The following is a 12,537-nucleotide window of genomic DNA, read 5'->3' as shown; positions in this document are numbered from 1 at the left end:
GCTCGTGATCCGTCCTGGGTTACTGTCCGGGGACCTTTTGGGCTGGAACTTTCTGGGCCGGGGCCGGAACGGACCCGCCATGGAGTTCCACAGCCGGCGCAGCCGGTAGGTCTGGTGCGGCTGCCGTGCGCGGTGTGGCTTCTGCGGCGGGCGCAGCGGCAGTAGCCCGTGCCGGTGTTGCCTCCGCGGCGGGCTGTGCCGGCACGTCGGCTGCCGGTTTGCGGTTCACAAGCGGCTCCTTGCCGATGGCGGGCGGGACGACATTAAGCTGCCCCGCGACAGCCGGCGCGGCGATGACGGCACCCGGGGCGTCGCCCTTCACCGCGGCCTTGGCCTTGCCGGTGACGCGGAGGGTGGACAGGTCGATCTGGCCCTTGCCGGTGGAGGCCACCATGCCCAGCTCGGTGGCTTTTGCCGCCAGGTTCTGGGGGGCGTCGAAGTGCTGCACCTGCTGCGTCAGGTCCTGGTTCTGCTTCGTCAAGGTCAGCTGATCGCTCCTGAGCTGGACCAGCTGGTACTGCGAGGTGGATACGGAGATGTTCAGGACCAGCACCGCCATCAGGGCTACGGCAAGGATGCCGAAGCAGAGCACGACGAACGGCGCCCGGCGCTTGCGCGGGGCCGAGCGAACCAGCGAGAGCGGGGTGCGGGACTTGCGGGCCGGACCGGGGTTCAGCCCGGGAAGGGCGCGGGCGGTGGCGCCAGTGGCAACGGGGAATCGGTTGACGGCAGCGGTGCTCATACGGCTCTCCTGGCTTTGATGCGTTCCACGGCGCGGAGCCTGGCGGAGGCTGCGCGCGGGTTCTCGGCAATTTCGGCTGCGGTAGGCACCTCGGTGCCCTTCGTCAGGGTCTTCAGTTCAGCCTTGTGTTCCTCAAGCTCCACCGGGAAACCGAGCGGGGCAGAAGATTTGGAGCCGGCCTGGAAGAAGCCCTTGACGATCTTGTCCTCCAGCGAGTGGTAGGACATGACGACGACGCGGCCACCGACGGCGATTGCGCTGACCGCCGCGGGGATCGCGCGCTCCAGCACGTCGAGTTCCTCATTGACCTCGATCCGGAGCGCCTGGAAAGTGCGCTTGGCGGGGTGCCCGCCGGATTTCGCAGCGCCCGCCGGGACAACCCCGCGGATCTGTTCGACGAGCTCACCGGTGGTGCTGAAGGGCTTCCCGGCGCGGGCGGTGACGATCCTGTTGGCGATGCGGCCGGCGAACTTCTCTTCGCCCCACTTCCGGATGATCCGGACGAGGTCCTCTTCGCTGTAGTTGTTGACGACGTCGGCGGCGGTCTGGCCGCGGCTCGTGTCCATCCGCATGTCCAGTGGGGCATCGAAGGAGTAGGCGAAACCGCGTTCCCGCTCGTCCAGCTGGAGCGAGGAGACACCCAGGTCCATCAGGACGCCGTGGACCTGGCTGAAGCCAAGGTCCGCCAGGACCTCCGGGATTTCGTCGTACACGGCGTGCACGAGGTCGATCCGGCTGGCGAAGGGCTTGAGCCGCTCCCCCGCCAGGGCCAGGGCTTCCTCGTCGCGGTCGATGCCGATCAGGTGGAGATCCGGGAAGCGCTGGAGCATGGCCTCGGAGTGCCCGCCCATGCCAAGGGTGGCGTCGATGACCACCGGGGACTCGCCGCGGCCGCGGGCCGCCTCGAATGCCGGTGCCAACAAATTGATGCACCGGTCCTTGAGGACCGGTACATGGCGTTCGGACGTGGGCTTCTGGTGAGGGTCAGTCATGCCTGCGTCCTTTCCTTGTCCGGGCGTGCTTGCTGTGCTGCCTGCGCAGCTGCGCTTCCCGCTTCTTGATCCAGATCCCCATCCGCGCCTACCCGGCGTCCGCCTGGCTCCGGGGAAGTGAGCCAGGAGAACAACTGGATGGGCGGCTGGAGATCTTGGTCAAGAAACGTAGTGCTGGTGGATCCGTGGGGCTCAGAAAATCCCCGGTATGGCGTCGTCTGTCTCCGAGAAGGCTGTTTCCTTTTCGGCCAGGTACTCATTCCAGGCTTGGGCGTCCCAGATCTCCGCCCGGGTACCGGCGCCGATGACGGCCAGTTCCCTGCCGAGTCCTGCGTACTCCCGGAGCGCCGGCGGAATCGTCACGCGCCCCTGCTTGTCAGGTACCTCGTCAGAGGCTCCAGAGAGGAACACCCGGATGTAGTCACGCGCCTGCTTACTGGAGATTGGAGCCTCCCGCATCTGCTCGTGCACCCGGCCGAATTCAGCCTCACTGAAGACATAGATGCAACGTTCCTGGCCCCTTGTGAGAACCAGCCCGCCGGCAAGTTCCTCGCGGAACTTGGCGGGAAGGATGATCCGGCCCTTTTCGTCCAGACGCGGCGAATGTGTGCCGAGAAACACGGCCCACCGCCTGTCTGTTCGTAGGAAGCCCAACGTCCCCTTGCTGCCACTACCCTCTTACGTCCTCCACATTACTCCACATCCCTCCACAGTCAACGACACGCCGAAGACAATTGCGCATTTCCGTGGGCATGTGGGTCCCGAAGTTCCGTGCAACGGCAGCGAACAGGGCCCGGTGGTGCGTAGTGGAGGGATTCCGGCATCCGGCGCGGGCGGGCACCCCTACAATCACGACGACGGACACGGCCGGGCGTACCCGCGTCCGCGCGAGCTGGCGAATCGCCTGCGGTTGCCGCCAAAAGCCCCCGATAACGGCAAAAGACCCGCCGAAGCGGGTCTTTGCGCGCCTCCGGGCTAGCCGGGTGGCGGGAAATGGAGGATGCTCCCGAGTTCGCTCAGGAATCCCCGCGGTGCCGTTCGTCCCAACGTTCCTCGAGGTTGCTCATGAACGATTTCCTGGGCTTTCCGGACTTCCGGGACGACCCGGCGGCTTTTGCCTTGCCGGAGGTGGAGCTGCGCATTGTCGCGAAATAGACGCCGGCTCCCATCACGACAAAACCCAAGACCCCGACCAAGATGTTTTGGACGGTAACGCCGACCAGCAGGAGCATTATGCCTGCCAGGGTGGCCAAGACCCCAATCACCAGATGGCGGGTAGACCATGAACGTCCATGGTCCGAGTCCATCGAGCTGGCGAACTTGGGATCGTCCTCATGCAGCTGCTTCTCAAGTTGCTCAAGCAACTTCTGTTCGTGCTCCGAGAGCGGCATCACGACCTCCTTAAGTCGGCCAACGTCCAGACTTGACGTGGCCAGTGTCCCTAATCCCATAACGACCGGGATTCCGGAGTGGTTCCCGTCCGCCGTCGTTGCGCGAATCGGGGTTCCCACCGGTGGTTTTCCACGGTCCCTTTTGGGTGTTCAACTGGTCACGCATCAGCCCGAACGCTCGTTCCAGTCGTTCTAAACCTACGTACATCTAAGGATAGTTTGTTGCGGCCCGTTCTGAAAGACGCTGCACAAGCTTGGCGCATTCAAGACGGCCGACCCGGCCGCAGATGTCAGCCGGAGCCGCTGCCGGGATCGAGAAGCCGGGCCGGCAGCACCGATTTTGTCCCGAATTTCCGCGTCACCGCGTCGAGTACCTGTTCGGCTGCACGCCAGTTGTCATCCCTGCGGTCCAGGCTCAGCTGCAGCGGCGCCTGGGCGGCTTCCTCAAGCTGCTCCGCCCGGATGCCGACGAGCCGCACCGTCATGGGCCGGTCCCCGACGGATTCCAGGAGCTGGACGGCCACGGCGTAGAGCAGCTGGGCGCTGTCGATCGGGGTGCTGACGGTCCGGCTGCGCGTGATGGTGGAGAAATCGGCGTACCGCAGCTTGAGTGCCACTGTCCGGGCATGCATGCCGGCGCTGCGGAGCCTCTCCGCCGTGCGGTGTGAGAGCCGCAGCAGTTCGCGATGCAACAGCGCCTCGTCGGCCGTGTCCACCGCGAAGGTCTCTTCCGCCCCGATGCTCTTTTCCAGCCGGACCGGTGTTACCGGACGGGGATCGATCCCCCATGACAGGTTGTAGACGTGTTCGCCGGAGGCGCCGAGCACCTTGCGCAGGGAAGGCAGCGGCGAGGCGGCGACGTCCGCCACGGTCCGGATGCCCATTCGGGCGAGCACCTCGACCGTCTTGGCGCCGACGCCCCAGAGTGCGCTGACAGGAAGACTGTGAAGGTACGGCACCGTCTCCTCCGGTCCGATCAGCAGCAGTCCGTCCGGCTTGCACCGGGTGGAGGCGATTTTCGCCACGAACTTGCTGGCCGCGATCCCGACGGATGCCGTGATTCCCAGTTCCCGATGGACCCGGGCCCGGATGAGTTCGCCGATCTCGCGGGGTGTACCCAGCCGGCGGATCGCCCCGCCGACGTCGAGGAAGGCCTCATCCACGCTCAGCGGTTCCACCAGATCGGTGATGGAGCCGAAGATTGCCATGATCTGGCCGGACACTTCGTAGTACAGCTTGTGCCGGGGCTCGATGATGACGGCCGAGGGGCACATGCGGGCCGCGACCACCATCGGCATCGCCGAGCGCACGCCGAAGGCGCGGGCTTCGTACGAGGCGGAGAGCACCACGGACCGGTCCGCGGGGTAGCCGACGATGACGGGTTTTCCCAACAGCTGGGGCCGGCTGCGCAGCTCCACGGAGACGAAGAACGCGTCCATGTCCACGTGCATGATGCTGCTGCGCCGGAGTTCGCGAAGCGTCGCTTCAAGCTGCTGTTTCTCCCTGTCCGGCCCCACAACTTCAATCCTATGCCCCGGGACTGACTAAACTGGAGGCTGAATCCGGCGTCAACACCAGGAGGAAAGTGTCTGTGAAGGTTTTTGGAGAGCGCAAACGTGCTGCGGTTGCCGTTATTGCGGCAGGCGCCATCATGGCCCTGGCCGCTTGCACGCCCGCCGCCCCCGGGACCGCTTCCTCGGCTTCCTCGGCGGCGCAGGCGGGGCCGGCGGTGACATCGACCGCCCCGCCCACCACCACCGCACCCCCCAGCCCTTCCGCGGAGCCCGGCACCTCGGCCACGGTAGGGGCCGTGGTTTCCGGTTTCCCGCAGCAACTGCTGCCCCTGATGCCCGGAGCAAAGGTGGTCTCGAGCAGTTTCGACAAGACCACGGCGCCGGCCACGGTGGCACTGGTCGGCAGCATCACCTCGCCGGCCGCCGCGGTCCTGGCCTTCTACACCACGCAGCTGGAGGCCCAAGGCTTCACTGCCGTTCCGGGCGAGGCCGTGGGCTCGGTCCCGTCCAAGGACTTCCTGCGCGGTGACAATGAAACGGTCAACACCTCGGTGATCGAGACCGCGGGCGTCTCGACCTTCACCATCGGCGCAAACGTCGCCGCCGAGTCCGTCAAGTGACCCTCGCGGAACAGCTGCGCCTCGAGCAGACTGCCTACGTAGCCGCCGTCGCCGGCAAGCTCACCGATTTCCTGACCACCCGCCAGGCCGTCATGTCTTCAATATCCCAGGACATCGATCCGCTGATGGGCTCCATCTCCAACCTTGTCACCGGCGGTAAGAGACTGCGGGCGCTCATGTGTTACTGGGGCTGGCGCGGTGCAGGCGGTGAGGCCGGGGCCGGCGAAGTGGTCACGGCCGGGTCCGCCCTGGAACTGTTCCAGGCTGCCGCCCTTATCCACGACGACATCATTGACCGCTCGGACACCCGCCGCGGCGGACCCAGCGTGCACCGCCGTTTCAGCGATCTGCATGAGACGCAGGGCTGGGCTCTGGACCGCGAACGGTTCGGGCACGCTGCGGCCATCCTGACCGGCGACCTGTGCCTGTCCTTCAGCGAGGAGTCCTTCACCGAAATCGGGGACCGGGCCGCTTCCGGAAGCCAGGCCCGGCTCATCTTCAACCTGATGCGCGCCGAGGTCATGGCCGGCCAGTACCTCGACATTCTCGAGGAGGTCGCCGGACCGCGGCGGGACCGCGCCGGCGCCGTCGGCCGTGCCCAGTCCATCATCCGGTTCAAGTCGGCCAAATACTCCACCGAGCACCCGTTGGCCCTCGGCGGTGCCCTGGCGGGTGCGCCCGATGAGCTGCTCCGCGGCTATTCGGCCTTCGCCCTCCCGCTCGGCGAGGCCTTCCAGCTCCGGGACGACGTGCTGGGGGTCTTCGGCGATCCGGTCAGTACGGGTAAGCCCGCCGGAGACGATCTGCGCGAAGGCAAACGCACCGTCCTGGTGGCTTTCACCCTGGACCAGGCCACCCCTGCCGAATCAGCGTTCATCGATGCCCAGCTGGGCAACCCCGGGCTGAGCGAGGCGGACGTGGACGCGATCCGACGCATCATCGTGGACTGCGGTGCGCTGCAGGCCACCGAAGTGCTGATTGAGGAGTTCGGTCACGCGGCCTTCGCGGCCCTGGACCTGTTGCCGCTCGAGGAGCTGCCCAAGACGGCGCTCCGGAAGCTCGCCGAAGCCACCGTGAGCCGAACGGCCTGATCAGCCGAACGGCCTGAGAGGCCTGCCGCCGGTCAGGCCAGCCACCCCGTGGAGTCCGTGGACGGACTCTACGGGAGTGGCACGTGCTACCAGGCCAGGGACTGTGCCCGGCGGCGGATCTCCGTCTTACGTCCTTCGCGGAGGGCGTCGATCGGCCGTCCGCGCAGGGATTCGTCGGGCGTAAAGAGCCAGGTGATGAGTTCCTCGTCCGAGTAGCCAGCGTCTGCGAGGACCACTATGGTGCCCTTCAGGCTCTCCACGGCGTGGCCGTCCTGGACGAAAGCCGCCGGCACCGAACGGATACGCCGGTCACCGACCCTCAGTGCCGCCAGTGCGCGTTCATCGAGCAGCGCATGGACCTTCGTAATGGAAACATTCAGAAGCTGGGCAACATCGGGCAGGGGCAGCCATTCGCCCACGAGGCTTTCTACAGTACTCACGGATCAAGATTGCCATGGCGGACGCTTCTGCGCCTAGTCGAGGCTGAGCGATTACTGCGGGCACCTGTTTGGCCGCCGCTGATACCGGTGCCGGACCCTGGCGGCAGGCCCTTGCAAGGCTCACGCGGATCGACATACTTTGTTCAACGCATCCGAATCGGCAATTCCACCGACACTCCGCAAGTGTTTGTTTGCAGAATGTCCGGAGGTTCTTGTGCTAACTCCCAATTCATGAGAGATTCACATAGATCACATTTGTAACAGCAATAACTTTGGTCACACTGGTAACACCAGTAACACCGGCCTGACCCGCAGCGTTCGCCGCTGAGAAGAGGATTTTTCCCATGACGACGTCACGTTCGCCGAAGCACCAGGCGAGGCCCAGCCTGCCGATGATTGCGGCCACGACCGCCGCCCTGCCTGCCGTCGTCCTTTCCTCTTTGGCGATCGCCCAGCCGGCGTCGGCCGAAGTCCGCAGCCGCGCGATCCCGGCGACGCTGGCAGCTGCCATGCGCGCACAGGCACAATCGGCAACCCTGCCGGCATCCGCCATGATTCCGTCCAGCTCCGTCTCGGCGGCCATCCCCAGCTCGTTCCGCCCGGCCCAGGTGACGGCCCCCGCCGAGTACACGATCGCGCGCGGTGACACGGTCAGCGGAATCGCCGGCAAATTCGGTCTGGACACCGACGCCGTCCTGGCGCTGAACAATCTGCAGGCCAACACGATCATTTACCCCGGGCAGAGGATCAAGCTTGGCGGCAACACACCTGCCCCGGCACCTGCTCCGGCGGCTCAGCCGAGCACCCCGGCCTCCGCCGGCGGGTCCTACACCGTCAAGCCGGGAGACACCCTGGGCGCCATCGCAGCCCGCCACGGCGTCCAGCTCTCCGAGGTCTTCGGCTGGAACGGGCTCACCATGGGCTCCATCATCTACCCGGGCCAGAAGATCACGATCGGCCCCGGCACAACGGCGCCGTCCGCTGCCGATCCGGCAGCGCCGGCTCCGGTGGCACCGGCCTCGACTCCAGCGGCCCCGGCCTCCCCCGGCGGGTCCTCCACCGGAGGGTCCTACACCGTCAAGCCGGGAGACACCCTGGGCGCCATCGCAGCCCGCCACGGCGTCAAGCTCTCCGAGGTCTTCGGCTGGAACGGGCTCAACATGGGCTCCATCATCTACCCCGGCCAGAAGATCACGATCGGCTCCGGCACCACGGCGCCGTCCGCTCCCGCACCGTCCGCACCGGCCGCGCCGGCTCCAGTGGCACCGGCCTCGACTCCCACGGCCCCGGCCTCCGGTTCGTACACCATCAAGGCCGGTGACACCCTCTCCGGCATCGCGGCCAGGAACGGCGTCAAGCTGTCCGACATCCTCTCCGCCAACCGGCTGACCATGAGCACCGTGATCTACCCGGGCCAGAAGCTGGTGCTTCCGGGCGGATCGATCGCACCGGCGTCGAGCCAGCCTCCGGCCCCGGTGACGCCGCTGGTGCCGAGCACCTTCCTCGGATTCACTTACCCGGCCGCCGTGGTGAGCTCCGCCAACGAGAACAAGGCAGTCCTGAACGCTTCCCCGGTCCCGAGCCGCGAGCAGATGAAGTCGATTGTGGCCGACACAGCCCGCCGGATGGGCGTCGACGTCTCGCTGGCGTTGGCCTTTGCCCTTCAGGAATCCGGCTTCAACCACCGCTCGGTGTCCCCCGCCAACGCGATCGGCACCATGCAGGTGATCCCGTCCTCGGGCGAGTGGGCCTCGGATCTCGTGGGCCGCAAGCTCAACCTGCTGGACCCCTATGACAACGCCACCGCCGGCGTCGCCATCATCCGCCAGCTCATCCGCACCAGCAGCGACCTGGACGACGCCATTGCGGGTTATTACCAGGGCCAGTACTCGGTGAGCAAGTACGGAATGTACGAGGACACCAAGCAGTACGTTGCCTCCATCAAGGCCAACCAGCAGAACTTCGGCTAAGTCCCGGGACAGAACCGGTGGGGCGTTAAGGCGCTCCGCCAGGCCCTCGAAGGATAACGATACGGGTCCGGATCGCATGTTGATCCGGACCCGTTTCCGTGCAGCGACTAGGATCGTAAGGTGCAGGATTACACGTCGGACCCTCTCGTTGGCACCCTGGTGGATGGCCGGTACCTGATTCAGTCCAGATTGGCCAGCGGCGGGATGTCCACGGTCTATCTGGCCACGGACCGCCGCCTCGAGCGCGGCGTCGCGCTGAAGGTGCTGCACCCCCATCTGGCCGGCGACCCCCAATTCCTGGACCGCCTCGGCCGCGAAGCCAAGGCTGCGGCCAGGCTGTCCCATCCGCACGTCGTCGGCGTCCTTGACCAGGGCGAGGACGGCCGGATCGCCTACCTCGTGATGGAGTACATCAAGGGCCATACCCTCCGGGACGTCATCACGGACAAGGGTGCGCTCGCGCCGCGCCTCGCCCTGGCACTGATCGCCCCCGTCGTGGAAGGTCTGGGGGCAGCCCACGAGGCCGGCCTCATCCACCGGGACATCAAACCCGAAAACGTGCTTATTGCCGACGACGGCCGGATCAAGGTCGGCGACTTCGGACTGGCCCGGGCCGTGTCCACCTCGACCAGCACGGGCGCGCTGATCGGAACGGTGGCCTACCTCTCCCCCGAACTGGTGCTCGGCAAGCAGGCTGACGCCCGCAGCGACATCTACTCCGTCGGCATCATGCTGTACGAGATGATCACCGGCCGGCAGCCGTTCGACGGCGAGGTTCCCATCCAGGTGGCGTACCAGCACGTCAACTCGACCGTGGGGGCACCCTCGGAGCTGGTGCCGGGCCTGGCCGAAGAAATCGATGAACTGGTGCAGTGGTGCACCGCCAACGATCCCGATAAACGGCCCGTGGACGGGAACGCACTGTTGTCTGAGCTGCGCCACATCAGGACCAACCTGAGCGACGCCGAACTCGATATCCAGCCCCCGGCGGGCCGCAGCGCCCTGCCCGCGGTTGCGGCCGCACCGGCACCGCCGGCCGGCGTCGCCGCCTCCGCGGACCCCCGGCAAGATCGCTCGGAAGGTCCCCCGGAGGACTACGCTGCCCAGTCCCGGACCGAGGTGATCGGCGGGATCCAACGGCCTACCGAAGTCATCTCCCGGGGCAGCAATCCCACCACCGTGATGTCCGCGCCGCCCCGGCGCCCGTCCTACGGCCCGCTGTCCGCCCCGGAGGAGCTCCCGGACCAGGAAACGTACAGCGATGACGGTCTGAAACCCGTGGCGGCCCCCGCCGGCAAGCGTGCCCAACGAAAGCAGGACCGCGATGAGGAGAGGGCCCGCCAGCGGGCCGCGGCCACGCCCGTCCGGAGCCTGCGCGGGGGCAATGCACGACGCCGGGGGCTGCTGTGGATTGTGCTGCTGGTCATTGCAGCGTTGCTGGCCGCCGGCGCCGGCTGGTTCTTCGGCATGGGTCCCGGCGCCCCGGGGACGATTCCGGAACTGGCGAACAGAACCGTGGCGGAAGCGCAGCAGCTGCTGCGGACGGCCGGCTTCCAGTCCACCACCAAGGACGTCTACGACGACAACGTCCCGCCAGGGCTCGTCGTCGGCTCGGAACCCGAAGCCGGACAGGTCATCCGGAAGTTCCAGACCGTGTCCCTTGCCGTCTCCAAGGGGCCCGAGCTGTTCCCCCTACCGGAGCTGACCGGAAAGACCCTGGACGAGGCCAAGACGGCCCTCAACGGCACCGGAATGGCGCTGGGGCTGATCACCGAGACCTTCGACGAATCGGCAGCCGCCGGCACTGTCCTGGCCCAGGCTCCCCGCAGCAGCAATCCGGTGCGGCACGGCACCCCCGTGGACCTGACGGTGTCCAAGGGCCCCCAGCCCATCCCGGTGCCGGATGTGCGCGGCCAGGAACAAGGCGCGGCGGTCAAGGCCCTGGAAGCGGCCGGGCTGAAAGCCGTGATCTCGCCGGAAACGGTCAACGACCGGAAGATCCCGAAGGGCTCCGTCGTGGCACAGGACCCGGCCTCCGGCAACCTCACCAAGGGCGGAACCGTGAACCTCACGATCTCCAAGGGCCCCAAGCTCGTCGACGTCCCCAGCTTCATCGGGAAGCAGGCCAAGGAAGCGCAAGAGGCCCTCGAGGACCTCGGGTTTGAAGTCCGCGTGGAGAACATCTTTGGCGGATTCTTCGGCACGGTCCGGGAACAGGACCCGAAGAACGAGAAAGCCCCCGAGGGTTCCGTTGTCACCCTGAAGGTGGTCTGACCAGAGCCGGATCAGCAGTTAACGAGCTCCGCCCGGCTGAAACCGGCCGGGCGGAGCGTTCTGCTGCTTGAGACCTGGTCCCTAGCGCTTGGACAGGGCGCCTGCCACCAGGAAGGCCATCTCCAGCGACTGCATGTGGTTCAGGCGCGGATCGCAGACGGATTCATAGCGGTCCAGGAACGCTTCCTGGTCGATCGGGTCCGCCCCGCCGAGGCATTCGGCCACGTCGTCGCCGGTCATCTCCACGTGCAGTCCGCCCGGGACGGTTCCGAGGGCGTGGTGCACCTCGAAGAAGCCGCGCACCTCGTTGATGACGTCGTCGAAGTTGCGGGTCTTGTAGCCGTTGGGCGAAGTGACCGTGTTGCCGTGCATGGGATCGGTAACCCACAGGACCTGCGCGCCGGAGGCCGTGACCCGCTCCACGATCGACGGCAGCTTCTCGCGGATATTGGACGCGCCCATCCGGGTGATGAACGTGAGGCGGCCGGGCTCGCGGTCCGGATCCAGTTTGTCGATCAGGCGCAGTGCGTCGTCGCCGCTCGTGGACGGCCCCAGCTTCACACCGATCGGGTTGCGCACCCGGGACAGGAAATCGACGTGGGCGTGGTCCAGCTCGCGGGTCCGCTCGCCGATCCAGAGGAAGTGCGCGGAGGTGTCGTAGGGGAAGCCGGTGCGCGAATCGATCCGGGTGAGGGCGCGTTCGTATTCCAGCAGCAGCGCCTCGTGGCTGGCGTAGAACTCCACGCGCTTGAGCGCCTCGAAGTCGGCCCCGCAGGAGGCCATGAACTTGATCGCACGGTCGATATCCCGCGCCAGCGACTCGTAGCGGGCGTGGGCCGGGTTCTCCGTGAAGCCCTTGTTCCACTGGTGCACGAGGCGCAGGTCCGCGAAACCACCCTGCGTGAAGGCACGGATCAGGTTCAGGGTTGAGGCGGAGGTGTGGTACGCGTTGAGCATCCGGCTGGCATCGTGCGCCCGGGACTCCGGAGTGAAGTCGTAGCCGTTGACGATGTCGCCGCGGTACGCCGGCAGCGTGACGCCGTCGCGGGTCTCGTCATTGGACGAGCGCGGCTTGGCGAACTGGCCTGCCATGCGGCCCATCTTGATGACCGGCATGGCCGCGCCGTAGGTGAGAACGACAGCCATCTGGAGGATCGTGCGGACCCGGGCGCTGATCCTGTCCGCCGTCGCGGCCTCGAACGTCTCCGCGCAGTCGCCGCCCTGGAGCAGGAACGCCTTGCCCTGCGCCGCCGCTGCGAGCCGTTCCCGCAGGATGTCCACTTCGCCCGCAAAAACGAGCGGCGGAAGGACGGAGAGTTCCTTGACCGAGGCTTCGAAGACTGCCCCGTCCGACCAGCTTGGCTGCTGGGAGGCCGGCAGCTCCCGCCAGCGGTCCAGGCCGGGATAGTTGGCGGCACCGCTCTGGGCAGTGCTGCTCAGGGAGGAACCGGTGAACGGGGAGGCCGAAGGCGCAGATAACTCAGTCACCTTCCTAGGATAGTT

11 protein-coding genes are annotated in these 12,537 nt (G+C 66.7%); 4 read left to right on the top strand and 7 right to left on the bottom strand.

The features are described 5' to 3' along the window. Positions 1-19 precede the first annotated feature (19 nt). The 5 genes from ACQCSU_RS19810 to dinB form a co-directional block, all read right to left on the bottom strand. Positions 20-742, bottom strand: coding sequence for a hypothetical protein (locus ACQCSU_RS19810; protein WP_426977018.1), 723 nt, complete (start codon positions 740-742; stop codon positions 20-22). After that, positions 739-1,734, bottom strand: coding sequence for a 16S rRNA (cytosine(1402)-N(4))-methyltransferase RsmH (gene rsmH / locus ACQCSU_RS19805; RefSeq protein ID WP_426977017.1), 996 nt, complete (start codon positions 1,732-1,734; stop codon positions 739-741). Before rsmH ends, ACQCSU_RS19810 begins: the two co-directional genes overlap by 4 nt. Positions 1,735-1,926: 192 nt before the next feature. Beyond that, the gene (gene mraZ / locus ACQCSU_RS19800) at positions 1,927-2,355 is read right to left on the bottom strand and encodes a division/cell wall cluster transcriptional repressor MraZ (protein WP_354243998.1); all 429 of its coding nucleotides are present in this window, start codon (positions 2,353-2,355) and stop codon (positions 1,927-1,929) included. A 395-nt stretch (positions 2,356-2,750) separates the two neighbouring features. After that, positions 2,751-3,125 (bottom strand): DUF3040 domain-containing protein, encoded by a 375-nt coding sequence (locus ACQCSU_RS19795; protein WP_426977015.1) that lies wholly within the window; start codon positions 3,123-3,125, stop codon positions 2,751-2,753. Between the two features lie 290 nt (positions 3,126-3,415). Beyond that, positions 3,416-4,576, bottom strand: coding sequence for a DNA polymerase IV (gene dinB, locus ACQCSU_RS19790; RefSeq protein WP_426979866.1), 1,161 nt, complete (start codon positions 4,574-4,576; stop codon positions 3,416-3,418). A gap of 140 nt (positions 4,577-4,716) precedes the next feature. Here dinB and ACQCSU_RS19785 point away from each other — a divergent pair, with 140 nt between their 5' ends. Further along, the gene (locus tag ACQCSU_RS19785) at positions 4,717-5,259 is read left to right on the top strand and encodes a hypothetical protein (protein WP_426977013.1); all 543 of its coding nucleotides are present in this window, start codon (positions 4,717-4,719) and stop codon (positions 5,257-5,259) included. Further along, on the top strand, positions 5,256-6,350 hold the full coding sequence (locus ACQCSU_RS19780) for a polyprenyl synthetase family protein (RefSeq protein WP_426977011.1): 1,095 nt from the start codon (positions 5,256-5,258) through the stop codon (positions 6,348-6,350). Before ACQCSU_RS19785 ends, ACQCSU_RS19780 begins: the two co-directional genes overlap by 4 nt. A gap of 86 nt (positions 6,351-6,436) precedes the next feature. On the opposite strand, the gene ACQCSU_RS19775 is transcribed toward ACQCSU_RS19780, so the two are convergent. Next, positions 6,437-6,790: an Rv2175c family DNA-binding protein gene (locus ACQCSU_RS19775; protein WP_426977009.1), complete on the bottom strand. Its 354-nt coding sequence runs from the start codon at positions 6,788-6,790 to the stop codon at positions 6,437-6,439. Positions 6,791-7,134: 344 nt separating this feature from the next. On the opposite strand from ACQCSU_RS19775, the gene ACQCSU_RS19770 reads away from it, so the two are divergent. After that, positions 7,135-8,760, top strand: coding sequence for a LysM peptidoglycan-binding domain-containing protein (locus ACQCSU_RS19770; RefSeq protein WP_426977007.1), 1,626 nt, complete (start codon positions 7,135-7,137; stop codon positions 8,758-8,760). A gap of 120 nt (positions 8,761-8,880) precedes the next feature. Then, positions 8,881-11,034: a protein kinase domain-containing protein gene (locus tag ACQCSU_RS19765; RefSeq protein WP_426977005.1), complete on the top strand. Its 2,154-nt coding sequence runs from the start codon at positions 8,881-8,883 to the stop codon at positions 11,032-11,034. A gap of 81 nt (positions 11,035-11,115) precedes the next feature. Here the strand turns inward: ACQCSU_RS19765 and ACQCSU_RS19760 are convergent, their stop codons facing one another. Then, complete coding sequence (locus ACQCSU_RS19760; RefSeq protein ID WP_426977003.1) at positions 11,116-12,522, bottom strand: class II 3-deoxy-7-phosphoheptulonate synthase; 1,407 nt, start codon at positions 12,520-12,522, stop codon at positions 11,116-11,118. Positions 12,523-12,537: the final 15 nt, after the last annotated feature.

The sequence above is a fragment of the Pseudarthrobacter sp. O4 genome (assembly GCF_050157025.1).
GTDB lineage: Bacteria > Actinomycetota > Actinomycetes > Actinomycetales > Micrococcaceae > Arthrobacter.
The sequence above is the reverse complement of the archived record's forward strand: the minus strand, read 5'-3'. Positions and strand labels throughout refer to the sequence as shown.

Coding starts and splice junctions, on each gene's coding strand:
- ACQCSU_RS19810 (WP_426977018.1), bottom strand. CDS start 742: ATGAGCACCGCTGCCGTCAACCGATTCCCCGTTGCCACTGGCGCCACC.
- rsmH (WP_426977017.1), bottom strand. CDS start 1,734: ATGACTGACCCTCACCAGAAGCCCACGTCCGAACGCCATGTACCGGTC.
- ACQCSU_RS19795 (WP_426977015.1), bottom strand. CDS start 3,125: ATGCCGCTCTCGGAGCACGAACAGAAGTTGCTTGAGCAACTTGAGAAG.
- dinB (WP_426979866.1), bottom strand. CDS start 4,576: ATGCACGTGGACATGGACGCGTTCTTCGTCTCCGTGGAGCTGCGCAGC.
- ACQCSU_RS19770 (WP_426977007.1), top strand. CDS start 7,135: ATGACGACGTCACGTTCGCCGAAGCACCAGGCGAGGCCCAGCCTGCCG.